11 protein-coding genes and 1 tRNA gene are annotated in these 25,782 nt (G+C 58.7%); 4 read left to right on the forward strand and 8 right to left on the reverse strand.

Translation table 11 applies throughout. From position 1 onward, the window contains the following. Positions 1-331: 331 nt before the first annotated feature. A complete protein-coding gene (locus ACGHU1_RS08985; protein ID WP_390585957.1) occupies positions 332-13,207 on the reverse strand; it encodes a hypothetical protein in 12,876 nt (4,291 codons plus the stop codon). A 204-nt stretch (positions 13,208-13,411) separates the two neighbouring features. Between ACGHU1_RS08985 and ACGHU1_RS08990 the strand changes: the two genes are divergently transcribed. Continuing rightward, positions 13,412-14,989: a winged helix-turn-helix domain-containing tetratricopeptide repeat protein gene (locus ACGHU1_RS08990; protein ID WP_390585959.1), complete on the forward strand. Its 1,578-nt coding sequence runs from the start codon at positions 13,412-13,414 to the stop codon at positions 14,987-14,989. Between the two features lie 386 nt (positions 14,990-15,375). Here ACGHU1_RS08990 and ACGHU1_RS08995 read toward each other — a convergent pair whose 3' ends face one another. The 5 genes from ACGHU1_RS08995 to ACGHU1_RS09015 form a co-directional block, all read right to left on the reverse strand. Continuing rightward, the gene (locus ACGHU1_RS08995) at positions 15,376-16,377 is read right to left on the reverse strand and encodes an ATP-binding cassette domain-containing protein (protein ID WP_390585961.1); all 1,002 of its coding nucleotides are present in this window, start codon (positions 16,375-16,377) and stop codon (positions 15,376-15,378) included. Positions 16,378-16,527: 150 nt separating this feature from the next. After that, positions 16,528-17,490 carry an HlyD family secretion protein gene (locus ACGHU1_RS09000; protein ID WP_390585963.1) on the reverse strand — a complete coding sequence of 321 codons (963 nt, stop codon included), beginning with the start codon at positions 17,488-17,490 and terminating at the stop codon, positions 16,528-16,530. A 185-nt stretch (positions 17,491-17,675) separates the two neighbouring features. Then, positions 17,676-19,268 (reverse strand): hypothetical protein, encoded by a 1,593-nt coding sequence (locus ACGHU1_RS09005; protein WP_390585965.1) that lies wholly within the window; start codon positions 19,266-19,268, stop codon positions 17,676-17,678. A gap of 418 nt (positions 19,269-19,686) precedes the next feature. Beyond that, positions 19,687-20,871: a tyrosine-type recombinase/integrase gene (locus ACGHU1_RS09010; protein ID WP_390585968.1), complete on the reverse strand. Its 1,185-nt coding sequence runs from the start codon at positions 20,869-20,871 to the stop codon at positions 19,687-19,689. 179 nt (positions 20,872-21,050) lie between these two features. Then, positions 21,051-21,140 (reverse strand) — tRNA-Ser (locus tag ACGHU1_RS09015). A gap of 146 nt (positions 21,141-21,286) precedes the next feature. Between ACGHU1_RS09015 and ACGHU1_RS09020 the strand changes: the two genes are divergently transcribed. The 3 genes from ACGHU1_RS09020 to ACGHU1_RS09030 all read left to right on the forward strand — a co-directional run bounded on the left by ACGHU1_RS09020 (position 21,287) and on the right by ACGHU1_RS09030 (position 23,277). Then, positions 21,287-22,390: a peptidylprolyl isomerase gene (locus ACGHU1_RS09020; protein ID WP_390585970.1), complete on the forward strand. Its 1,104-nt coding sequence runs from the start codon at positions 21,287-21,289 to the stop codon at positions 22,388-22,390. Continuing rightward, entirely contained in the window at positions 22,383-22,697 is a 315-nt protein-coding gene (locus tag ACGHU1_RS09025) for a DUF1905 domain-containing protein (protein WP_390585973.1), read from the forward strand. The genes ACGHU1_RS09020 and ACGHU1_RS09025 overlap by 8 nt, the downstream gene beginning before the upstream one ends. A gap of 64 nt (positions 22,698-22,761) precedes the next feature. Next, a complete protein-coding gene (locus tag ACGHU1_RS09030; RefSeq protein ID WP_390585976.1) occupies positions 22,762-23,277 on the forward strand; it encodes a CBS domain-containing protein in 516 nt (171 codons plus the stop codon). On the opposite strand, the gene ACGHU1_RS09035 is transcribed toward ACGHU1_RS09030, so the two are convergent. Together ACGHU1_RS09035 and ACGHU1_RS09040 are read right to left on the reverse strand one after the other, a co-directional pair. After that, complete coding sequence (locus tag ACGHU1_RS09035) at positions 23,274-23,648, reverse strand: VOC family protein (RefSeq protein ID WP_390585978.1); 375 nt, start codon at positions 23,646-23,648, stop codon at positions 23,274-23,276. The two genes, ACGHU1_RS09030 and ACGHU1_RS09035, sit on opposite strands and share 4 nt — an antisense overlap. Beyond that, positions 23,648-25,738 (reverse strand): RelA/SpoT family protein, encoded by a 2,091-nt coding sequence (locus ACGHU1_RS09040; protein ID WP_390585980.1) that lies wholly within the window; start codon positions 25,736-25,738, stop codon positions 23,648-23,650. Before ACGHU1_RS09040 ends, ACGHU1_RS09035 begins: the two co-directional genes overlap by 1 nt. Positions 25,739-25,782 lie beyond the last annotated feature (44 nt).

Consider the following 25,782-nt stretch of genomic DNA (forward strand, 5'->3'; position numbering starts at 1 on the left):
CGCTGTGAAACACTGACCGAGATACTTGGTGCGCCGCAGCTCGAAGATTGCGTGCCGTTGTAAGACGGTAGCTGCCCTTGGTGAGCGCTCAAACCTAACCAAGGGCAGCTGCTTGACGATCTACGCTAAAAGCCGACTAACCGCTTACGACCCAATTCCAGACATAAAGGCCAGCGTCCGCTTTGCGCTCCATCCAAGACATAGCCATCCAACTTCTTAGTGCCCAATAGCAGACATTCTCCTTGGCCATTCCGGTTGCGCAATTGCAAACAATAGAATCCGCGCTTGAGGATGTGTGGGCCAACCCCTAGCTCGCATTGACGCTATCCTCCTAGAACCGGAACGAAGCGCCGATGCGGATCTCGTCGAATTGCGCATGACCGCCAATGCTGCTGTCCCATCCCGCTTGGAGCGCGATGTTGTTGAATTCCAGCGAGAGACCTGCGCCCACTTCCGCGCGCAGCTGGTCGGTGAATCGTAGCTGCGTAAAGTCCACAATGTCAGGCACATCGGTAAAGCGAAGCAAGGCTGATTGATTGTCGGTGCTGTCGAATGTCATCCGTGTGAACAAGTGCGAACGGAGTGTCGCCTTTCCGCCGAGCGAGATCGAGGAGCCAACTTTGGCCCCCGCTGCTGCACGCAAGAATGAAGAGCCCGCGTCAGTCTGCGCCAATCGCAAGCCGCTATCACCGTTTTCAGCGCTGTAACTGCCATTGATCGAGACGTATGAGAGCTGAAATGATGGCCGAAGGAAAACCTCGCCATCCTCGATCAGAGTGCTGACGCGACCGCCGAACTCGATCAAGCTGAGGTCCTGATTCCCCGTCGCCGAGCTAATTGAACCAGGATAGGCAATGATCCGCGAGAGATCATTGCTCGCTTCACCGTATATCGCAAAAATTTGCGTTTCCAACTCTCCAATTCGCGCTCCGATATGCCCACCGACGAACGTGCGTTCGCCGCTGCTAGCCGCGGATTGCGCAGCCAAGTCGGTCCAATCGCGTGCAGCGGAGAAGCCAAACGTCCAACCACCACCGATGCCAAGCTCGAACCCGCCGGCAATGCGCTCGCTGCGAGCGTCAGCGCGCAGGTTTTGCGTCGTCGCAGCAAGTTTAGTGTCGCGATCGCTATAGACGCCCCAAGCGCATCCGTTGCTGGATGCAATGTTGGAAACTTGGACGCAATCAAACATCGAACGTGAGAACTGCTCACCGGCCGAGGTCATATCCGCGACATTGTCAGCGTAGACGGTTCCGCTGATGGTGTCGTAGGTCGCGGCAATCTGAGCGATTTCAGGAACAAACAGCAGAGCCACGGCCAAGTCTTGCACCGAATTGTTGCTGCCGGCGTTCACAGCACGGTTGAGATATTCGCCGAAGCTGGTCTGATTGATGTTGAGGCCTCCATTCAGCCCGGTAAAGTCAATTGTATGATCCAGCGTCATCTGCGTTGGCGTGAAGTTCAATCCAAACCGCGCAACGGCACTCGGCTCGAAACCACGCAGTGTCACCCCATTGTCACTCAAGCCTCCTGCCGCGTCGATCAATACGGACGAGAATGAGCCGGTCCTCAGCTCACTAACGTTGTTTAGCTGAAGAATCACCTCACCTGACAAATCCGCGTTTCCGCTGATCATCAGGCTATCGGTCTGCTGTCCGGACTGAGAGAAGTCCAAGTCACTAAGAAAAATGCCCGCGCCGCCTTGCACCAACGAACCTGTGAGCGTGACATCGCGCCTATCGTTGGCCTCGCCGAATGCGAGCATTCCAAGATTGTTCAGGATACCGGCTTCGCCCAGATCAATGAAGTCGTATGCTACCAGCATGCCATCTGACAAGTTATTGTAAATGTTGACTTCGGTGCTGTGTGACGAGGCGCCCGTACGCAATTCAGCAGCCCTGCGAAGTGATGATGTTTGGGCCGTATCACCCCCAAAGAGATCAATATTGCCGAACACCATCGACTGGCTGTTGATCGTGTCATTGCCAGCAGTTGCTTCGATCGCGAGGCCGCTTTCAGATGCAACGCTTCCGAACAGCGTCAGGAGGTTGTTCTCGCCACCTTCGACCATGATGCCTTTACCGAACACCGAACCGCCGCGGATATCTCCATCAAGCGTCGCGATAATATCGTCTTGCCCGTCGGTGCCCTGGCTCTGGAACAGAGCCGCGATGCCGTTGATATCGGTCGCGACAAGGTCACCAGTGTGTAACCAGCTGACCTTACCAGCTTCGCCTTTGAGACCGAGCGAACCAGCGGTGCCAAGAATGCCCTGACCATTCCAGAGGCCCCCGCCGCCGCCGACAGATTGCGCAAAGATTGCAACGGCACCGACACCGGACACATGGATGTTGCCTGTCGATGTAACGGTGACATCGCCGCCATCGCCGCCCTGGGCGCCAATTGGCAGAGGAATGGCTGGGGTGGAAAAGTCGCCTACGCCGAAGGACAGATCGCCAGCATAGCCGCCACCGCCGCCGACCGATTGCGCAAAAATGCCAATCGCTCCGAAGCCCTCTGTGACAATGTCACCGGTGTGGATCACGGTAACATCGCCGCCGTGTCCACCGCGACCGCCCGACATCGGAATGGCGATCTCTGACGGTGTGAGCGAACCGGCGCCGCCCATGCCGCCGCCGCCGCCCACCGACTGGGCAAAGATGCCGAAGGCCAGCGTGCCTTTGGTGAAGATCGAGCCATTGTTGGTGATAGTGACATTGCCGCCGTCGCCAGCTGCACCGCCTTCACCGGCGAGGGACACAGACTGGATCTGATAGGGCGCTCCAACCGTCGCCAACTGGCCTGCTACCGATGGTAGGGAATTGCCAGCTGCAAGCCCGGCCGCGATCTGTTCTCGCGTCCCACCACTGCCAAGCGCTGGCAGCTGCGAAGACTCGATCCCTACCGAACCGCCAATACCGCCACCGCCGCCAACAGACTGCGCGTAGATGCCTGTTGCCAATTTGCCTTCGGTGGCGATCTGGCCATTGTTGACAATGTCGATGTCACCACCGTCACCCGCAGCGCCGCCTTGGCCGCCGACATTCAGGGCCCCGCCGCCTGCATTACCGCCGACGCCGCCGCCGCCGCCCACCGACTGGACAAGCATGCCCATCGAGCCGTCACCGGTCGTCCAGATATTGCCATCGTTTACAGCGCTGATCGCGCCGCCATTGCCAGAGGAACCGCCTTGGCCTCCAATGCCCACCGACATATTTGGCCCAGCCGGTGGCTCTTGCGCTGCCTGGGCGAAATCTCCAGGCAAAGTGACCAGGCCACCCGCAGATTCAATGATTTCCTCATCATCGGGATCGGTTTCTTCCGGCCCGCCGGTCGCGCCGCCGGTGCCACCACCGCCGCCGATCGATTGCAGGAATACGCCGTGACTGACGAAGCCTTCCGTCACGATTGTGCCAGCGTTGTTGAAAGTGATCGCGCCGCCATCGCCGGATGAGCCGCCTGTGCCAGCCCAGCCGCCGCCGATAGATACATCGGCATCACCGCCTTCGCCGCCAGTGCCCCCGCCGCCGCCAACGCTTTGCGCGAACACGCCGTACGAGAGATCGCCGCGAGCGACGAGCAGACCAGTGTTGGACACCAGCAGATCACCACCTGATCCGCTGGCTGCGCCGCCGCCACCGACGCCAACAGAGAACTCACGCGCCGCGCCTTTGTTGCTGGCATCGAGCAGGTCGAGCGTATCATCAACCGGGCCAGACACGGCGCCGCCATTGCCGCCACCGCCGCCGATGGACTGGGCAAAAACGGCATGGCTGCCGCTACCGAGTGTTTCGATGGTGCCGGAGTTGGTGACCGTAACCGTGTTGCCATCGCCCGCTGCGCCGCCTTCTCCGCCGATAGCAACCGAGATGGCCGTGTTCTTCTTCTCGAGACGCTTTTCTTGCTTCTTGGTGACCTTGCGATTGTAGACCGTCGCAAGACCGCTGGCGTCGCCGCCATTGCCGCCGCCGCCGCCGATCGACTGTGCAAGAATGCCGAAGGAGCTATCAGCCAATGTGAGCAATATCGCGCTGTTTGAGACAGTGACAGCACCTGCATCGCCAGCTGTTCCACCCTTGCCACCTATCGCGACAGCCATTTGCTTTGTCTTGTTGTTCGCTCCGCCAGCGCCGCCGGTGATAGCAAGGGAAGCCGCAACGGATTGAGCGAGACCAGCCTGCCCGCCGCCGCCGCCAATGGACTGCGCGAAAATGGCATTCGCTTGCAGGCCGCGGGTGACGATATCGCCCCGGTTGGTGACTGTGACAGCGCCGCCATCAAGCCCAATTCCCCCGTCTGCGCCAAGCGCGACAGAGATATTGGTCGCATTGTTGCCGGTCGACAGTGAGCCATTGGGAATGCCGCCTTCGACATAACCGTTGAACAGCTCAAAATCGACACCGGTTGCTCCGCCTGAACCGCCGCCGCCGCCAATGCTTTCGGCAAAGATGCCATGGCTCAATTCGCCGAGAGTATCGATGGTACCTTCGTTCAAAACGGTGACTGTGCCGCCAATGTTGCCGTCGCCTCCAGCTCCGCCAAGCTCCATGGTCAGATTGGTGGTCGTACCGGTTGCGTTCGGTTTGGTGACGGACATGGCCAGCGCGCCGACCGAGCCACCGGCTCCGCCGCCGCCGCCAATCGACTGGGCCAAAATACCAACCGCATTGTTGCCTTGAGTGACGATGCTGCCCCGCGAAGCAATGTCGATTGCGCCACCAACATTACCCATACCGCCTACGCCGCCAAAACTCAGTGCGAGGTTGGTCGCAGTGCTATCGGAGATTGATCCGGCGAAGGCCATTCCACCTGCGCCGCCGCTGCCACCGATAGATTGCACCAACATGCCATTCGAACCTTCGCCCATGGTGAAAATTTGCGCGAGGCTATCAATAGAGACATCAGCGCCAATTCCACCGATGCCAGCACCTCCGCCCAAGGCCATCGAGATGTTGATCGGTTTCTTGTTGGAGCCAGGCGTTGCGGCGCTGTTGAATGCGAGTGCGCCAGCCATGCCCCCGTCGCCGCCACCGCCGCCAATCGACTGAGCAAGGATGCCGTAAGAGTTCTCGCCTTCAGTGCTGATCAGGCCGCTGACATTGACGGTCACGTTATCGGCATCGCCAGCCGCTCCGCCTTGACCACCTAGCGCAAAGGCAATCGAGGTCGCACCGGTTGAGCGAGAAAGATCGGCAGAGATAGACGCTCCGCCCGACCCACCGCCGCCGCCAATCGATTGCGCTGTGATAGCGTGGGCAAACTCGCCTTGGGTTTGAGCAGCAACCAGACTGGTCACGCTCACGCTGCTGGCATCGCCGCCAACGCCGCCGCTGCCGCCGATTGAAAGTGACGCCGTCTTGCTTGCTCCTGACGTACCCGCACCCAGCTCCAATCCGCCAACGATAGAAGCGGAGAAGCCGCCACTACCGCCGCCGCCACCGATGGATTGTGCCAGAATTGCGCCAGAGCGCGCTCCGGTCGACGCAACCCCTTCCTCAACCCTGACGGTGACAGAGCCAGCATCACCGCCGCCGCCTCCTGCACCGCCTAGGCCAAGGGCTGCACCGGTGAGCGGCGCGTTAACAGCCGCTTGCCCAGCGATTGCGAAGCCACCATTACCGCCGCCGCCGCCGATGGACTGCGCGACGATGGCATAGCTGTCTTCGCCATTGGTCAGAACTGTATTGAGGCTGGTTAGATCAACGCGTGCCGCGTTGCCTGCGACGCCGCCGGTGCCGCCAATCGCGACCGAAGCTGCGTATCCCTTGCCACTACCGCCGAGTCCAATATCGAGGCCCGCCGCGACTGAGCCACCACCGTTGCCGCCACCGCCGCCGATTGATTGCGCGACAAGCGCAGCGGCGCGGTCTCCCTGCGTCCAGACTTGCCCGCCACTGGTGAGCGACACTGCGCTTGCATCACCGCCAGCGCCGCCACCGCCACCGATTGAGACGTTGGCGCTCTTGAGGTTTTGCCCTGCGTTGACGGTTCCCGCGAGCGAGAACCCGCCATTGCCGCCGCCGCCGCCGATGGATTGAGCGAGGATGCCTGTCGCATCCAAGCCCTCTGTCGTAACGTCGCCGGTCACATCGATTGTCACGGCGCTTGCATTGCCGCCTGCCCCGGCAAACCCACCGACTGATACCGCAGCGCCGGTTGCTTCTGAACTACTCGAGGCTGCCGCCGCTATGGCCGATGACCAACCGCCGTTGCCGCCACCGCCACCGATGGATTGCGCAACAATGCCCCGGGCGCGATCTCCCAAGGTCGAAATGTTCGCATTCCCGATAATCGTGACTTCGCGTCCATTGGAGGCTGTTCCGCCGCCTCCGCCAATAGCCACGCCTGCCGCACGGCCAGCGCCACCGGTCGTGAAGGCAGCCGCGCCCGTGAGCGCAAAGCCGCCATTGCCGCCGCCGCCGCCGATCGACTGTGCCAATATTCCATCGGAGTCGTCACCTTGTGTGGTGACCGAACCGTCCGCCGAAACGGTGACGATATTGCCTTCTCCGCCGCCTGCGCCTGTCCCGCCGATCCCGACCGAGGCGAGCATCGCGGTGTCTTGCGCCAATCCGCCCGCGAGCGCCGCGCTAAACCCACCATTGCCGCCGCCGCCGCCAATGGACTGCGCGACGATACCGCGGCTGCGTTCCTTGACTGAGACAATGTTACCGGAATGGATAACCGAAACCTCGCCAGCCGAACCGCCGAAGTCTCCAGAGCCGCCGATGCCAACAGACGCAGCCAGCGATGACATGCCAATGCCCAAACCCATAGAGAAGACAGAGCCGCCCGAACCGCCGCCACCGCCAATCGACTGAGCCAGAAGGACATCGGAATCCACTCCAAGCGTGGTCAAATTGCCGCTGCTATTAATCGCGACATTTCGGCTCGAACCGCCACCGGCTCCCGAACCGCCAATGCCGACCCCAACGCTCAATACTTTGCCGGTCGCTGCGGCTGCTGCAAGCGTGCCAGAGAAGCCTCCGTTGCCCCCGCCTCCGCCGAGCGATTGAGCGAGCACCGCGTGTGAGCGATTGCCTGCGATAATCATGTCACCGACGTTGCTGACCGTCACATTGCGCGCGCTGGCTGCTGTGCCGCCGGAACCGCCAATCGCAACGCCTACGGACGCTGCATTTTGTCCTGAGAAACTGATCGAGCCTGCAAGGCTAAACCCGCCGGCGCCGCCGCTGCCCCCGATGGATTGCGCGTGAACGCCGCTGCTGTCGTCTCCGGCGAGTTGTGTGAAGCCCTCGCGGCGCACGGAGACATCGCCAGCCAGACCGCCGCCGCCGCCGCTATTGCCAATCGCAACACCGATGGCTGCGCTGTTCTGGCCTCCGATTGAAAGCGCGCCCGAAACAGCAAAGCCGCCTGTGCCGCCGCTGCCACCGATGGATTGAGCAATCACACCATGGCTGCGTTGGCCTTGCGTGATTGTCTGACCGATGCTCGCGACGGAGACATCGCCAGCTCTTGCCCCAGCACCGCCTATTCCGCCGACCGTAATTGCGCCAGAAACCTGTGTTTGCCCGGCCGCGCCGATGGCAACGCCAACACTACCACCGCCGGTTCCGCCGTCACCGCCGACCGATTGGGCAACGATACCGTAAGAATCGTGTCCTAAGGTTGCGATATCGCCAGTCTGCGTGACCGCGACGCCGCTCGAGCGACCGCCATCACCGCCTGCTCCACCAATTGACACAGCAATGCTGGCTGCATTTGAAGTCGCAGTATTAACCGCAACCCCCACGCTGGTGCCTCCAGAGCCACCGCTACCGCCAATGGACTGGGCGACGATGCCGCTGGAACGGTCGCCTGTGGTGATGATCCCGCCGAGGTTTGCGATATCCACCACAGCAACATTGGGATTGACGATGTTTCCACGGGGATCGCTGACATCACGGAAGTCGAACACCGCAGATGTCCCGCCCAAGCCGCCGGCGCCGCCGATGGTTACGCTCGCTGCTGCGGCATTCTGGCCAGCGGTCAACGCTCCGGCGACTGAGAAGCCACCTGCGCCGCCGTTGCCGCCAATGGATTGGCCAACAATGCCACCTGCATCGGCCCCAATCGTCAGGATGTCGCCGACGTGATCAATATCAACCAAAGTTGCAGTGCCGCCAGCACCGCCAGATCCACCGATACTAACCGCGGCGCCCGCTCCAACGGTACCGCCAGCGCCAGCACCCGCAGCGAAAGAGAAACCGCCAGCGCCGCCATTTCCGCCAATCGACTGCGCCAGGATGCCGGTTGATCCCGCGCCTTCAGTAGCGATGTCTCCAATAGCGCTGATCCGCGCAATGCCGCTATCCGCACCATTGCCGCCTGCACCGCCAAGAGTAACCGCTGCACCAACGCCTGCCTTGCCGCCAATGCCAACGCTTGCACCAAGCGCGAAGCCGCCCGCGCCGCCGCCTCCGCCGATGGACTGAGCCAAGAGACCTTGGGCATAGGCACCCAACGTCATGACATTGCCGGTGCTTGCAATCGTGACATCTTTGGAGATGCCTCCATCCCCGCCGATGCCGCCAATTCCTACGCTGACGCCCACGCCAGCCACGCCGCCGCCCGCGATCGCAAAAGCTCCAGACCACCCGCCGACGCCGCCATCGCCGCCAATCGATTGCGCAGCCACGCCGCGCGCACGGTCACCGCCGGTCTGGATGTCACCTTCGCTGGTTATTGTGACAGTGTCCGCTTCGCCGCCCAAACCCCCGGTGCCAGCCACCGAAACCGATGCTGCGATGCCGCCGGTTGCGCCAATGCCTCCTGCACCCGTGAGGGCAAAGCCACCAGCTCCTCCGCTGCCGCCGATCGATTGCGCGAGGATGCCGTTGGAGTCGGTGCCGGTGGTCAGCAAGCTTCCGATGTTGTCGACGTTGACGGCAGCGGATGTGCCTCCATCGCCGCCAGAACCGCCAATGCCGACTGAAACGCCGCCAGCCGCTTTGCCGCCAGCCAAGGACATAGCAACGCTAAAACCGCCCGCACCGCCGCTTCCACCGATGGATTGCGCCAGGATTGCATGACTGCGCGCGCCTGCAGTCTGAACGCCGTCGCGCGCAAAGACAGAGGCCGCACCAGAAGTGCCGCCCGCGCCGCCATTACCGCCGAGCGATACGTTCACCGCTGCCGCGCCAACGCCCACCGCTGCTCCAAGCGAGATAGAATTGCCGCCTGCACCGCCGCTGCCACCGATCGATTGCGCACCAATGCCGATAGCGTCCGCGCCCAGCGTGCTCACCGCGCCAATCTGCTGAGCTACGGCAATGGCAGAATCTCCGCCTGAGCCGCCCGCACCGCCTAGCGTAACGCCCAACCCGACACCGGCGGCCCCGGCACCAATCGATAGCGAGCCGGAGAAGCCACCAGCCCCACCGCTGCCGCCAATCGATTGCGCAAGCACGCCAGACGAACGATCACCTACTGTTGTCACGAGGCCTGTGTGGATGATTTCGGCATTGCCCGAAACCGCGCCAGCCCCACCATCTGCACCAATGGCCACAGCCGGAGCGATTCCTGCACCAGACCCGCCAGCCAGAGACCCGGCGAAAGAGAAGCCGCCTGCGCCGCCCGCACCGCCAATCGATTGGGCAAGAATGCCTGCCGCGTCATCGCCGCCGGTAAGAATTTCGCCGTCGGATTCGACTCTGGCGCTCTGGGCTGTGCCACCATCTGCGCCTGCTCCGCCAAGTGCGACTGTGGCAGCAACGCCTGCTCCTTGAAGGCCGACACCGACGCCAACCGCCACACTAGAGCCGCCTGCACCGCCGCTGCCGCCGATGGATTGCGCAAGGATACCTTTGCTGCGGTCACCGCTCGTCGAGATGAAACCTTCGTGATCGACCAGTACCCGGCCACCAGTGCCCCCGCTGCCGCCGATACCGCCAAGCGCCACATTGACGCTCACGCCTGCTCCGGCAGATCCTGCTGCTCCGATAGAGACGGCTGTTCCGCCGATCCCCCCGCCGCCGGCGATAGATTGCGCCGCTATACCGCTGCTGTCGTGGCCAGCAGTGCGAATGTCGCCGGTTTGAATCGTGGTTACGTTGCCGCCGCGTCCACCTGCTCCGCCTGTGCCGCCAAGGTTCACCCCAGCAGACACAGATGCGCCGCCAGACAATGTCGCAGTCACCGATGTGGAGGAGCCACCATTGCCGCCGCCTCCGCCTATCGACTGCGCTACGATCGCGCCTGAGCGGTCGCCGACGGTCTGGAGCCTTGAATTGCTGTTTACAAAGACCGCGCCGCCTTTGCCGCCTTGGGCAGCATCGCCGCCAATGCCGACGCCAACGCCTGCACTACCTCCAGCGCCTGCGCTACCGGTCAGGGTGAGTGTAGAACCGCCATTACCGCCGCCACCACCGATGGATTGCGCGAGCAGCGCTGCCGAGTCATTGCCGGCCGTAAAAAGCTGCCCACTACCACCGACATTGCTTTCAACGGCGACGTTGCCTGCGTCACCTCCACCGGCGCCGCTGCCTCCGATATTGACCGTCGCAGCAACCGCTCCGCCACCCGCAAGGGCCAGGCTAAGGCCGCCGGAAAAGCCGCCGTTTCCGCCGCCACCGCCAATTGACTGCGCAGCGATGGCCGCTGATCGATTTCCCAGGGCTGCGGCATCACCTGCATAGCGAACGGTAACCGCTCCTGAGTTGCCGCCAACTGCGCCATCGCCGCCAATCGCTACGTTCGCGGACACGGCGCCAGCACCCGCGAGCGACGCGTTCAAGCCAAGTGAGACACCGCCATTGCCACCGCCGCCGCCGATGGATTGCGCCAAGAGCGCTGCGGAATCCTCACCGAACGTGACGAGTTCGAGCCCACCGCGCGCATCGACGGTCACAGCGTTTCCGACACCGCCGCTGCCTCCTGAACCGCCGATTCCGACATTGACTGAACCGGCTGCAAGCGTGCTGCCTGCGAGAGCTGCAGTCACGCTCATACCGCCATTACCGCCACCGCCGCCGATAGACTGCGCCGTTACAGCATTGGAACGATCGCCCTGTGTACGGATCAGGCCGCTAAGTGTCGAATTTACGACGCCGCCATCACCGCCGTTGCCTCCACTGCCACCAATTGCGACTGCTACCGCCGGGCCGGGTGCTGCCGATGCAACTGCTGCTATGGCAACTGAAGCGCCGCCGTTGCCGCCTCCGCCACCAACAGATTGTGCAACGAGCCCGCGTGAATCATTACCCTCTGTCCGGATCGTCAGTCCGCTGCCATTGGCAGTCACAACGCCGCCCGCACCACCATTTCCTCCAGAACCACCCAGAGCGACAGATATCCCGGCAAGTGCGCTGACTGATGTGGAGACCGCTAAACCGCCATTGCCACCGCCGCCGCCAACCGCCTGGACCACCAGACCATCCGATGCCGTGCCGGTTGTTTGGATGAGGCCGTTGTAGACTGCAGATGCCTCACCAGCATTGCCGCCATTTCCCCCGGCTCCGCCAATGTTTACGTTAAGACTCCCGCCTGTGCTAATCGAGCCGCCGCCATTGCCGCCGCCGCCGCCGATGCTTTGCACAACGACGCCTGCAGCGGAGTTTCCGCGAGTGTTCACGACAGCAGTCCCGTCCAGCGCGCCAATTGCAGCTCTTGCAGAACTGCCGCCCGAACTGCCTCGCCCGCCAATCGCGATGTTGCCGACAGAGGTACCGCCCGCACCGCCGCCGCCGCCGATGGATTGCGCTAGGATGCCGATTGAACGGTCACCGCTTGTGTCGACCGTTCCATTGTGAACAACATTCACAGTGCCGCCATTGCCCGCTGCACCACCGTTGCCACCAATCGCCACGGCGCCAGCGGTCACACCGGCGGCGCCACCACCGCCACCGATTGATTGCGCCAGTATGCCGCGACTATCATTACCACGGGTGATGATCGAACCGCTTTGCCCAACGGTCACAGTCACAGCGCGCGCGGCACCTGCCGTGCCGCCGCTGCCGCCGATGGCTACGATGCCGGCGCTGGAACCACCTACTCCGCCGCCGCCGCCAATTGACTGCGCGATAACGCCATCGGAGGTCCCACCCCGTGTTTCAACAGCGCCATTTACGTTGACTTCAATCTCACCGCCCGTGTTGCCTTTGCCAGCATTGCCACCAACGCCAACTAGGCCCCAACCGCCTGCCGATGCGCCACCGCCGCCGCCGATCGATTGTGCAACCACACCTTGCGAGAAATAGCCGTTGGTGAAGATTGAACTTCCAGGCTCAAGCGTAACGGTAACTTTGCCAGAAGTACCTCCGGAATCGCCAGCACCACCGCGACCGTAAAACAGGCCTGCGCCACCGGAACCTCCTCCGCTGCTCCCGCCGATGCTCTGCGCAACCAGACCGCTGCTGAAATTGGGAATAGTTGTGATCGAACCAAAGTGGCGAACCGTTACGTTTTTGCCATCGCCTCCACGGCTTCCAGCGCCACCTGTACCGTCTATGATGCCAGAGGCAGTTCCGCCGTCGCCGCCAGTTCCGCCGATCGATTGGACCAATACGCCTGGAGCAATCACGGGAAATGCAGCTGGACGAATCAGAACTTCGCTAAAGATATTCAGGGAGACATTATTGCCAAACCCGCCTTTGCCACCGGCTCCTCCCTTGATGTTGGCCACACCCAGAATGCCATCACCCCCATCACCGCCGTTTCCACCGCGGGAAATCACGTAAATGCCCGTCAATGGGCTGGTAAGGTTAGGAAGATTGAGAATGCGCGGGATCGGCGAGGCAACCAGAGCTGGAATGTTGCCGGGGGTATACAAGTCTGTACCGCACGCTTCGTAGGCAATAACATTGCCATTGCCACCATTGCCGCCACGACCCGCCGTTCCTGCAATCGCGATATCTTGCCCATCACCGCCATTGCCACCGATTGAACGGACAATCGTGGGTTGCGTCGGACCACCGTTGTAGAAATGCGTCCCGCTGGCATTGACGCCCCCGGCGGTGCTTCCGAATTCCCCGTTGAGCGTCGTGGGCCGGTCTTTGCCGTCGTCGCCATTGCCACCTTGTGAATTGATAACGATGTTGCTGGTGTCAGGGTTCACCGTTATGGCTGGCAAGCTACAGCCTTGCGCCAAGGCAGGTTGCGCAGTCACCATGGCCCCCAGCGCAACACCCCCTAGAAGCACACGCCTGTTGAATGCAGTGCCGACGGCATTGGTGTTGGAGCTCTTCTCGGACTTTGGCTTGCCCACAATCGATTCCCCTGACTCGGTTTTCCCCTAGTGAGTTTCACAGGTGGTTAGGGTGCGGCGCAAGCTTGCCCTCAAAAAAACCCGTTTTTAGGTTTTGTTCGAAAAAAGCAGGTCTGTGTATCGTAAAAGCCGACGAGATGTTTGATTTTCGATGAGTTTGAGGGCAACGAATTGACATGCGCAACAAGGGGAGGTCGCGCTTAGGTGATTTACCGTTTTGGCGCTTTTACATTCGATAGCGACAAGTACGAACTGGTCGATGCTGCGGGCGAGGTCATACACCTTCAGCCACGCACAAAAGAGCTGCTCCACCTGTTCCTTGAGACGGGCACTGAGCGCTTGCTTAGCAAGACAAGAATCGCCGAGACCTTGTGGGATGGTCGCGGTCTGTCGAACGCCGCGCTACTGAGCCAGATCAAATCGTTGCGCAGGGCGCTGGACGATACGGGAAGGCCGCGCACGGTGATTGAAACCGTGCACGCCAAAGGATGGCGGCTTGTGCCAGAAATTGTCAGTTCGATGCGTCTACCTGCTGCCCCTGTACAACAGACTGACTCTAGCGAACGGCCCGGCGGACCGGAGAAGATCGGCGAGCGCCCAAGCATCGCAGTTCTGCCATTCACTCATCAACTGCTGCCGCGCTCACCGTATTCGGGCATGGCCGTGGCGCTACCCGATGATATTATAACTGCATTATCACGGTTGCATTTGCTCAGCGTGATTGCTCGCGGGACAAGCTTTCAATTCGGGGGAAGCTCAATTGCGCCATCAGCGCTGCGTGAGTTGTTGGGGGTCGACTACGTTCTCAGCGGTGTGATTGATGTTGCGGGTGAACATCTCATTCTGTCCGTCGAGCTCGCCGATGCCCACAATGACAGGATCGTTTGGGCGGAGAGGTTTGAGGTCGCCCCTGATGCTGTCCATGAAATTCGCAGTCATATCACAGGGCGCGTCGTGCATGAGATTGAGCGTCAGGTTCCGCGCAATGAAGCAGAACGCCTGCGATTATCAGCACCGCATGATTTGACAGCCTGGCAGGCGTTTCATCTTGGCAGTTCGTTGCTCTATCGCCGCGGGATAGCCAATATCGAGCGGGCACAGGGCTTATTCCAGAGAGCTGTGGCAATCGATCCAGATTTTGCACGTGCCCACGCAGGCTTGTCGCACACCTATTGGTGGTTGTTGCTGCAACGCACGTTGCACGATCCCGGCGACGCGCCACTTCTGATGAGACGCTCGGCCGAGGCCGCAATCGATGCTGACCCAGACGACCCAGCAGCCAATCTGGCGATGGGAAAGGCGCTGTCCCTTGGTCCGCAACGTGAGCAATCACCAGAATGGCTTGAACGTTCGATTGAATTGTCGCCCAGCTATGCGATGGGGCATACTCAATTGGCCGCCTTCCATGCTTTTGCAGGGCCATATGAGGACGCGATGGAGCACGGTGCATCTGCGCTATCGCTCAGTCCCCGCGACCCGATGCGCTATTCCACCTATGCAGCCCAAGCGATCGCTCAATTCAACCTGGGAGACATTCAAGCAGCAGCGCATTGGGGACGAATGGCCCAGAGCGTGCCGCATGAAGATCTGATGATCATGGTAACAGCTCTTTGCGCCATCTTCGTTTCGGGAGAGAAGGAAGAGGCCGCCGAAATTGCTGACCACATTCGCAATGTGTTCCCCAAGGTCACTATCGCCGGAATTGAACGCGCTAACCCATACATGGGCGAACGCGTCCGTCCCGTTGTCCAAGCAATTCTTTCTGCAAACGGCTTCAGTTGACTGAAACTAGTCTTTCAACCGCTAGATTCGTTGCTGCAAGATCAAATGCAAATCCCTGTTTAACCCCCTCAGGTCGAATCCCGATTGTCTGGAAATGCGTATAGGCAAATTGGAAGCCGACAGTCTGCCGCCGGCCCAATTTCGGACGTCCGACTTTGGCGCATCGTTCCTGAAAGTGAACTCAACTTGCTTAAGCCTGGCATGTCTTAATTTGGAAGTGTGAGCGGTCCTTACCAATTGTACGTGCTGGATCTTAGAGCGATTTCCGATCCGATTGCATCGGATCACCCGCTCCAGGTTACTGATTTACCACGTTTTCCGACTCGCCGGGCGATTCCACCCGGCTCGAAAGCGCTCTAATGCGAGCGCTATTTTTATAGCTCTTTTTACGAGCTATGCAGTATACCTCCGTTCATCATCAATATTCGCTCAGACGCTTCAATAGTTTCCTTGCGGTGTGCGATGATGATGCGGGTAATGCCCATGGCCGATATGGCATCATTGACCGCTCGCTCATGGTCAGTGTCGAGATGCGCTGTGCCTTCGTCCATTACGAGGATTTTGGGCTGCCGATAGAGCGCACGAGCAAGCAGGACGCGCTGTTTTTGTCCGCCCGAAAGTGTTGATCCCATGTCACCGACAAGGGTTTCGTATTGCATCGGCATTTGCGCGATATCATTGTCTATCGATGCCGCTGTCGCCGCTCCGACAACCCGCTCCATATCCACACTTTCATCAAACAACGCGATGTTATCGGCAAGTGTTCCTGCGAACAGGCTATCCTCTTGCAGCACGGCTGCAATCTGGCTGTGGAAGCTCTTATAGCCGAACCTGTGTAGAGAGAGGCCATCGACCAAAACCTCACCGCTTTCAGGCTCAATGAGGCCAAGGAACAGCTTGACAAGTGTAGACTTGCCGCCGCCAGATGGCCCTGTGATAGCCACGAACTCGCCTTGCTCTACAGTCAGGTTCACCCCTTCGAGCACAAGCGGGTCGCTTGGTGCATAGCGATAGAAGACATCGCGCAGCTCGATACGGCCTTTTAGCGCGGTCTCGCAGTCGAGGCTTTCGCCAAAGCTTCTATCCTCATCGGACATTGCAATATCGGACAGGCGCTCGAGGTGCAGGCCAAGCATTTTGAACGCAATGGCATTATCGATGAGCGCCGCCGCTTTGCCGATGAACTGGCCTTTATCCGCCAGCCCAATAATCGAGCGCAGCGGCGCACCGCGCAGCGAAGGAGCAAATCGGCGGCGCAGTGTTCCAAGGTCAATATTGAGGCCGTGGTAGTTCGCGACCATTGCCAAAGAAGCGAGACCGCATTCCGCAATCTCGGTCTGGCGCACCAATCGCACCCGCGAGCGGGTGAAAAACCCTAAGTCTAACATGTTATCTCCCTATCGCCGTCTTACGGCATAGAGAGGCTCGAACAGCCATTGAAGCAGCGATTGCTTCTCGGTCACAATACGCGCTGAGAGGGTCATTCCTGAAATGAGAGGTTCGCTGCGACCGAATGCGGTGACAGCCGACGCGTCGAGCTACACGCGGACAGGATAGACCGCCACAACTGTGCCGCTTGCATCTTGCTGGCTCAATGCGCTTTCGGCAACGGTCAGCACCTCGCCTTTGACTGTTCCGAATCGCTGATAGGGAAAGGCATCAATCGCAAGACTCACTTCTTGCCCCGCTTCCACGAACCCGACGGCAGAGCTGAGAACGGCCAGTTCGGCTTGAAGTTCTGACCCTGCGGGGACAATAGTCATTAGCGGAGATTGCGGATTGGCAGGTTGTCCTACGCGTGAGGTGAGGGCTGTTACCGTGCCTGCGACAGGTGCGCGGATAGCATAGGAGCGAGAGCCTGCTGTGCTGGCGGCTTGTTGCCCCACCTGCGCACGGGAAGCTGCAAGGTTTGCGCCTGTAGCGCGGGCTTGTGCAGCTATCTCAACCGAGGAGCGTTCGGTTTCTGCAAGAGCAGAGCGTTTGGCTGATAGGCTCTGATTAAGCTGCGAAAGCCCTTGCTGACGGGCGAGCAGGGTTTCTTCGCGTATCTGCAAATCACGCTGACTGATAAAGCCGCGTTCGGCCACTTCGAGCGCACGATCGAGGTCGGCTTGTGCCGTCTCGATGAGGTTTTGCTGGATACTGATTTGCGACTGGATTTGACCAATCTCCGAGCGCAAACCTGCTTGCTGTGCCGCGAGCTGGCTTTGCTGTGCCAAAGCCGCTGCATTGGCCGCATCCATTTGTGAGGCGAGGCTTGCATCCTGACGGGCTATAGCCTGTTCGATTTGCTCTGCCGAGGAAAGGTCTTGGCCGCTGTCTTCCTCGGTGCGGATTTGCGCCAGAAGGTCGCCCGCCTCGACGCGCTGTCCTTCCATTACGGCGAGCTCGGTTACCGTACCTGTGCGGGTTGGGAGAATGCTGGAGATGCCCTTGTCGGGCGCCACTGTGCCGAGGGCGGTCTCAACGCGAGAATAGCTGGCCAAGGAAAGAAAAGCCATTGCGGCCACCAAACTAGACAGCAGGAGATAGCCAATGGCTTGCCATGAAATTGGCACTGCCATGAAAACATCGCCATCTAAACTGCCTGTCGAGTGTTCTATTGCCTCGGTTCGGAACATAAACTCCTTTCCACTTCACCAGTCTCCAAAATCGTCACGCGAACTTGATTGCTTCTGCACATGGCTCAATGATTGTCGCCCGCGAGAAAGGAAGCAAACCCAATCGTGCAGCTTTCAATCGCTGCATCTGAGCTATCATAGAGAAATTGCATCACCGGTTTTGACGATAAGGATTTCGGATAGAATGACAGAGCACTCTCTGCGCCTGAAACTGTGACCCGAAAGGTCGCCAAGCTATTCATGTCGTCAACATCTCCACCAATTCGCTCTATTATGGTCATGCCGTCGCGGACACCCGCTCTGTAAGCGCGCGATAGCACGTTTACATTTTTGACTTGGTAAGTGCCGTCTGGATGCACATCGAAATCGAAACCAAGCTCGTAGCTGTACATCTGAAGCACTGCCGGCTTAATGCAAAGATCGGAATAGTTAAGAGAAAGCGGGACATCGCCAATTTCTGCCAATGTTATTGGCGAAATCCCTCCCATGCGCAGCTTATCTTGAAGCTGATCGAAAGCGTCCAACTCTTGATGTCTGGAGCCTGATGGCAAATGGACGAGGCTCTTCAGCGTGCGGAACAAACTATCTGAGCCGTGAAACCTCAAATTCAAGTCCGTCACGAACGCATGGAGTAGGCCCATGCCATACGGATCATCAAGCAACCTTGAATCGCTAAACTCTTTAGCGACAAAGGCCGCGTTTATCGCCCCCAAAAATTCGGGAAGGGTTTCCCTACCCATTTCTAGGTTAAATTTGTGGGCAAGGTATTCTGTATAGCCTTCGGTGAACACATACCTTTCGGAATAATCAGAACCAAGCTTAACTCCCCCCATTCTGAGTGGTAACCATTCGTGGATTATTTCGTGTGTGATTTCGTGATTCCAGAGCTCAGGGTCTAGAGCACTCGTGTGAAAGGCAACGCCATTTGGCAGCGCTGTGCCCTGAAAAAACGGTCCCCAGTCGTCTTCTTTCGTAGGGACTAGCGCAACGAATAGTTGAGAGGGTCGATGTTCATCGAATTTTCCAAGAATGAATTCGTACCGCTCACGTAAATCAATAATAAACGCTTCGTTGGCTTCGCCTTGGACATAACTGAAAGTAATATCGACACCGCGCACGTTGTAAGTGACAACTTGTACTTTCGGACCAAAAAAAAAGAATGTATCTTTTAAATCATTACCATCGAAAAACGCATGGCCTAGCCTATTGTTCGAACTTCCAAAGTTTGTCGCAATTTGCGATCCATCAGAGATCACTGAAAGTCGGTAACTCGCATCCTTCTTCGAGATAATCGGTAAGATAGAATTTCCAAAAAGGAACGACCAACCATCCCCTGCCATCGGGCGCGAAATGAGCGTACCACCTTTCGAATCCTGAAAGCCGATGCGTGCAGCGTAAGTGAGAGTTTCAGCGCCTTCGAGACAAGACTGATATCGGATTGGTATGAGGCTATCAGCCAATCTGGCATCGCCTGCCCAGCTGGAAGGCAGCTTTATCGAACGCCCGCTCAGATCATCACACTTCCCATCAAGGGTAACCGTAACCTCAGGAGTTGTTGACCCTGAATAAAGAGCGGCCAACTCGATTCGGTTTGGCTCGTTCGCTGATGCGTGACCAGTGAGAAAGAGACCCACTGCTATCGCAAACAGCTTCGTCATGATGGCACCTCTAAAGTTTCGAGATAATCCCACAGCCCATTCGTAAACTGCTAGAAGCGATCCAAGCCTGTCGTGATTAAACAGATAGACAGAACACGTGTCGAATCGTTGATGACATACTTGGTAAAGTCGGCCTGGTTCGCGAAAGAGTTTGTGATCGACGGAAAGCGTTGTCGAGGGCAAAGGCGGGCCATTCCCGAGCCATTTCATTCACAATTCTTGGTTTGGTTAGACCAATGGAGGCCCGACGATTTTAGCCTGCGGATGGGCCTTTCATTGAGCTTGGAAGGATACAAAACACCCGTCCCGGAGTGACCATTTAAACTTTTGGGAAGTGGCGCATAAAGTGCTCTGGCGTACCACTAGGAACACTAGAATGCTCAAACTCGACTGGGAAAGCTTACAACACAGCATTGCGTCACTTTCCAACCCTTTTTGCCAATAAAAAAGCGGCCCACACCTCCATCAATTCACGCCGTTTTTCTAATGCGCGCGCACGACGATATGCCTGCTCAGCCTTTGACCCAATTGAATGGGCGAGTGCCATTTCAATTGTTTCTCGCTCAAAGTCGGTTTTCTCGCCGGCCCAGTCCCGGAATGTCGAACGAAACCCATGCACGGTGATCTCGTCGTACTGCATTCGTTTTAACAGCTGCGCCATCGCCATGTTGGACATCTTTCCGCCATCACGACCGCGAAAAACATGCCCCTCCTTGGGCCCAGCCTTCCGATGCTTCTTGAGTAACTTCATCGCCGCCTCGCTCAAGGGGACTTGGTGTTCTTCTCGTGCCTTCATTCTACTTGCTGGAATGGTCCATACCGCCGCCCTAGGGGAGAATTCGTCCCATTGAGCGCCAATCACTTCACTCGTTCGACTCGAAGTCATGATTAGCAACTCTAGTGCAATCGCCGCATCACCCGTCATTGAGCGAAGTTTGGAGATAAAGTTGGGAATCTTGCTGTAAGGAAGCGCAGGATGATGTTTGATTGCCCCTCTGGGATGTCTAGGTAGCAGCAACTCCAAGTGACCCTTGAAACGAGCAGGGTTCTCACCAGTCGGAAAACCACTGACCTGGGCTGCATCCAAGATGCGCTCGATCCGCCCCCGTACTCGCTTTGCTGTCTCTGTCTTCGTACTCCAAATGGGCTTCAGCACATCAACCATGTGCTTTGTAGCCACCTCATTGATCGGTAGATCAAGGATGGGCGCGCCATATGTTTCTATCGTACTATGCCATTGCTTAGCGTGCTTGGCGTTGCTCAGGCCCTTTGCAATATCTTCGATAAACTCGTCTGCAAATACTCCGAAAGTCGGAACAGTTGTGGGTGATAGTTTGTTCTGCTGACGAAGCCCTACAGGTGTTTGTCCGTCGACAATCGCCTGCCTGAACTGATCCGCACGTTCGCGTGCTTTCGCAAGCGAAACGTCTAACGCCGAGCCGAGCCCCCATTCTCGCCTTTTTCCACCTACGTTCGAGACGAAAACCCATGATCTAGTCCCAGTTGATCTTATGCGCAGGTACAGCCCTCCGCCGTCCGAGTGCATTCCCGGATTGGTCAGGGCTGTCACATGACGAATATTGAGTTTGTGCCTGGTACGCATGGTGCCGTTTTAAATAGCGAGTATCAGTGCATCAAGTCATAATATTCGTCATAATACTGAACCCGAACCAAGACGAACTGACGCGATCAACTGCGAACGCAAATTAGCACTTTTCACACGTAATAACAGTGGTATGGCACATCAAGCAAGTTGGTGACGGTTCGTCGATGTTCGGGAAATGGCGGAGACGGTGGGATTCGAACCCACGAAAGAGTTGCCCCTTTACACACTTTCCAGGCGTGCGCCTTCGACCACTCGGCCACGTCTCCGCATTCTTGTCGCGCTACCGCTTCGCTATTTGAGCGCGTTGGTTTTGCTCTGCATATGCCCATTGATGGGCAGTGCTACTTACAAGAAGCGCGCGTCTAGCTTTCCTGCCATTGCAGCGCAAGCCGCTTGATGGCACCAAGTCCAAATGAGAAAAACATGTCTGGCCGCCGCCGCATTCACCTTGCCCTTTGCCGCATTGGCGCAGGATGAGCCCACGCGCTCAAACAGCGAAGCGGTAGCGCAGACCGAAACGCCTGCACCCTCGCCCAATGCCATCGTGGACGCCGCGCCCGAGACCGAGTGGGTTCAGATCGCCGCAGAAGACCTGCTGGTGATGACGCTCGCGCCGGATGCCGAGGGCAATGCGCGTGAGGTGGTTCTGCAACTAATGCCCGCGCCGTTTTCGCAAGGTTGGGTGGAGAACATCCGCACCCTCGCCCGCGCCAAGTGGTATGACGGGATCAGCGTCAACCGGGTGCAGGACAATTACGTCGTCCAGTGGGGCGACCCGGGATACGATAATCCGGAAAGCGGCGATGTGGAGCAGAAGGCTTTGCCGGATGGGCTGAAGGTGATGCAGGATGCAGACTATACCGTCGAAGCAACCGAGAAGATGCTAGATGAGCATTTGTCGGTTCTTTCTAATGAAATGGCGAATGCGTCTCGCGAATTGGCCACAATCATCAAGGAAATGGAGACAATCGCAATTGGCGAAACGGTTGGTAATGGCACTGTCACCTCCGACTGGCGATACTCTGATCCCTACGCCTTGTCAGTCGGGCATAGCGACGGATGGGCTTATGCCACAGATGTCGATACTTTCTGGCCAGTCCACTGTTACGGCATGGTCGGCGTTGGCCGGAATTACTCACCTGACACCGGGTCTGGCGCAGAGCTCTACACCGTCATCGGCCACGCGCCGCGCCACTTGGACCGCAATATTGCGCTGGTCGGCCGCATCATCAGCGGGATGGAGCACCTGTCTTCCCTACCTCGTGGATCGGGCGAATTGGGCTTCTACACCGAGGAAGAGGCTGACAAGCGCACGCCGATCGTGTCGGTGCGCGTCGCCAGTGACTTGCCGGACACCGCGCGTCCAGCATTCGAATACCTCTCCACCGAAAGCCAGACGTTCGCCGCCTATGCCGCTGCCCGCGCCAATCGCCGCGATCCGTTCTTCATCGAACCTGCTGGCGGCGCGGACATTTGCAACATCCCTGTTCCGGTGCGCCCGGCCGCCAGTGAGTGAAAGCCTTTCCGCCGCCCTGCCCCTGACCCGCTGGCAGGGTGATCGCGGCATATACCATCTCGTGACGTTTACCGGAGCCGAGGCCGAAGTCATTGCCATGCATGCCCGCCTTCACCGGCTGGAATTCGGCAAACAGCGCGGCTTCGGCTCGGTCAAAATCGTGGCCCGCATTGGCGAGACGGAATGGAAAAGCTCGGTGTTTCCGCAGGCAAAACAATCCGAATGGGTGCTGCTGATCAGCAAGAAAGTGATGCAGCTGGAACAGCTATCGTGCGGCGATACCGTTCCCGTCACTCTGACATTCTAGGAACAAGCACGCCGGCGCTCGCATTGGTCATGTATTCAACCATCAAACGACGGGACTGCGCCTCATGAGAATTGCCGATCGTAAAGAGTTTGCCACCAAAGCTCCGCCGCTAACCTGCGGGCCGGACACAACCGTTTTCGACGCTGTCACACAAATGGCTGAAAAGAACTTTGGATCGATCTTCATCACCGACGAAGATGACCGGGTCCTTGGAGTGATGACGGAACGGGACATCTTTCGCCGCGTGATTGGCGAAAACCGCGATCCGAAAACAACGCGGGTCAGCGAAGTGATGACCACAGAGGTTCGCATGGCGAACAAGGATGACCAGGTTCTCGAATGGCTGCAGGTCATGTCGAACGAACGGTTCCGCCGTCTGCCCGTTGTCGATGAAGAAAAGCGGCTTGTGACGGTCATGTCGCAGGGCGATTTCGTAAGCTATACGTGGCCGCAATTGCTGGGTCAGGTCGGGCAAATGGCACAAGCGACCTTCGCACCGGCGTTCAATGTGATCGCAATCGTCGGCGGTATCGCGGTCTACACTCTCGTTTTAATACTGCTGTTGCTTTACGCGCGCTAAGACTCGGACGATTCTTCCTGCTGCATCAGCTCGATCCGGTTGCCAAACGGATCGGCAGTAAAAAACCGCGTGTATCCATCGACAGGCTTATCATCACGGGTTTCATAACCCGCCGCCTCTAAGCGCGTTCGCAGGGTTGCAAGGTCAGCGACCAGAAACGCGGGATGCGCTTTGCTGGCAGGTTTGAAATGCGGGTCTACGCCGACATGCAAATGCGCCGCACCACCTTTCAGCCATAAACCACTGGGTGACAGGTTCGATGGTTTTGGCACTTCGATCATACCAAGCAGATCGCAGAAAAAAGTCCGCATCGCGTCCTCGCCGCCTGCGGGAATGGCGAGCTGCACATGGTCGATACCGATTACCGTCATCAAAGCCGCTCGGCCTGAGCCACCGCGTCGCTGGCTCGAAGGGCGCTCAAAATCCTGGCGAGGTGCGACAAGTCCTGAACCTGAGCCTCGATCTCGTAAGTGACGAACGGATCGTCGAATTCCGATTGGGAAAGGCTGGTCACGTTGGTTTTGTTCTGCGCAAACACCCCGGCCATTTCGGCGAGCGTCCCGGGGCGGTCGTAAATTGTCACTGACAGCCTACCCACCGCGCCGTGCGAGCGTTTGCCCCATGACAGGTCGAGCCAGTCGGTATCGACCCCGTTGATCAGTTCAAGACAGTCGATGGTGTGGACCAGCACGGTTTCGCCTTTGCGCCGAAGCCCCACGATCCGGTCACCCGGCACGGGATGGCAGCACTGCGCCAGCTCAAATCCGACGCCAGGGGTCAGCCCCTTGATCGAGATTGCGCGGTCGCGCGCGGGCCACTGCGCGTCCTCGTCCATATCGGCGGTGCATCCGGGGACCAGCGCCTCCATCACCTCGCGGTCAGACAGCTTGGCCGAACCGATGGCGTGCATCAGGTCTTCCGCCCCGTCTAGGCCCAGCCGATCAATCGCGCCGCGAATGGCCTTTTTACCAATGCGGGCGGGCACTTGCGTGGCAATTTCATCAAACAGTTTGGACCCGATTTGCGCAACCTCCGCGCGCTCTTTCAGGCGGACAGCGCGGCGAATGGCAGCGCGCGCCTTGCCCGTGACGACAAAGCCGAGCCACGAAAGCTGCGGTTCGGGCGCTGCGCCCTTGATGATCTCAACTACGTCGCCATTGTTCAGCGGAGTTCGCAGCGGCATGTGCCGTCCGTTTATCTTTGCTCCGACCGTGGACAGACCCAGATCGGTGTGCACGGCAAAGGCGAAATCGACCGAAGTCGAACCCTTTGGCAGCTGGAACAGCGCGCCCTTTGGCGTGAAAGCGAATATGCGGTCCTGATAGATCGCCAGCCGCGTGTGCTCGAGCAATTCCTCGGCATCGTGGCTGGCATCCACGATCTCAATCAGGTCGCGTAGCCATCCGACCTGGCCATCCGCCTCGTCATGCTGTTTATACGCCCAGTGCGCTGCCAACCCGAATTCGTTGCGCTGGTGCATTTCGCGGGTGCGAATTTGCACCTCCACCCGCATCGAATTTTCATACATCAGCGACGTATGGAGCGACCGGTAGCCGTTGTTTTTGGGCGTGGAGATGTAATCCTTGAACCGCCCCGGCAGAAACTGCCACGTCGTGTGCAGGATACCCATGGCGGTGTAGCAATCCGCCTCCGTCTCCGTGATCACGCGAAATGCCATGATGTCGGTCACCTGTTCGAAGCTGACATGCCGCTCCGACATTTTCTGCCAGATCGAAAACGGGTGCTTTTCCCTCCCTGACACCTCAACAGTCAGCCCCGCTTCGGCGAGCGCCTGTTTGATTTTCAGTGCAATGGCATCGACCTGCCCGCCATCCTGATTGCGCAGGTGGTCGAGCCGTTTTGTGATCGTGGTGTACGCCTCCGGCTCAAGCTCGCGGAAAGCCAGCGCCTGCATCTCGCGCATATATTCATACATGCCGACCCGCTCTGCCAGCGGCGCGTAGATATCCATCGTCTCGCGCGCGATCCGCTGGCGTTTCTCCGGTTTTTTGATGAAGTGCAGCGTGCGCATATTGTGCAGCCGGTCCGCCAGCTTGACCAGCAGGACGCGAATGTCTTCGGACATTGCGAGCAGGAATTTGCGCAGGTTTTCGGCCGCACGCTCGTTCTCCGGCATGGCTTCGATCTTGGACAGCTTCGTTACGCCATCGACCAAGCGTGCCACTTCCGGTCCGAAATTGGCTTCGATATCCTCGATTGTGACCAACGTATCTTCAACCGTGTCGTGCAGCAGCGCGGTGATGATCGTCTGTTCGTCGAGTTGCAGATCCGTCATCAGACCTGCGACCTCTATCGGATGCGAGAAATATGGATCGCCGCTCGCGCGTTTCTGCGCGCCGTGTTTCTGGACGGTATAGACATAGGCGCGGTTCAGCGCCGCTTCGTCAGCGTCGGGGTCGTAGTCTTTGACCTTTTCAACAAGTTCGAACTGGCGCAGCATTGCCGTGAATATGTGCGCGGCGTGTTCCCGGGGCAAGCACAAAG

It is taken from the genome of Erythrobacter sp. MTPC3, from assembly GCF_042854385.1.
Classification (GTDB): Bacteria; Pseudomonadota; Alphaproteobacteria; order Sphingomonadales; family Sphingomonadaceae; genus Erythrobacter.

Bases quoted from the DNA above. Each gene is read 5' to 3' on its own strand.
- ACGHU1_RS08995 (WP_390585961.1), bottom strand. From the start codon at position 16,377: ATGTTAGACTTAGGGTTTTTCACCCGCTCGCGGGTGCGATTGGTGCGC.
- ACGHU1_RS09000 (WP_390585963.1), bottom strand. From the start codon at position 17,490: ATGGCTTTTCTTTCCTTGGCCAGCTATTCTCGCGTTGAGACCGCCCTC.
- ACGHU1_RS09010 (WP_390585968.1), bottom strand. From the start codon at position 20,871: ATGCGTACCAGGCACAAACTCAATATTCGTCATGTGACAGCCCTGACC.
- ACGHU1_RS09040 (WP_390585980.1), bottom strand. From the start codon at position 25,738: ATGCTGCGCCAGTTCGAACTTGTTGAAAAGGTCAAAGACTACGACCCC.
- ACGHU1_RS09005 (WP_390585965.1), bottom strand. From the start codon at position 19,268: ATGACGAAGCTGTTTGCGATAGCAGTGGGTCTCTTTCTCACTGGTCAC.
- ACGHU1_RS09035 (WP_390585978.1), bottom strand. From the start codon at position 23,648: ATGACGGTAATCGGTATCGACCATGTGCAGCTCGCCATTCCCGCAGGC.
- ACGHU1_RS09030 (WP_390585976.1), top strand. From the start codon at position 22,762: ATGAGAATTGCCGATCGTAAAGAGTTTGCCACCAAAGCTCCGCCGCTA.
- ACGHU1_RS09020 (WP_390585970.1), top strand. From the start codon at position 21,287: ATGAGAAAAACATGTCTGGCCGCCGCCGCATTCACCTTGCCCTTTGCC.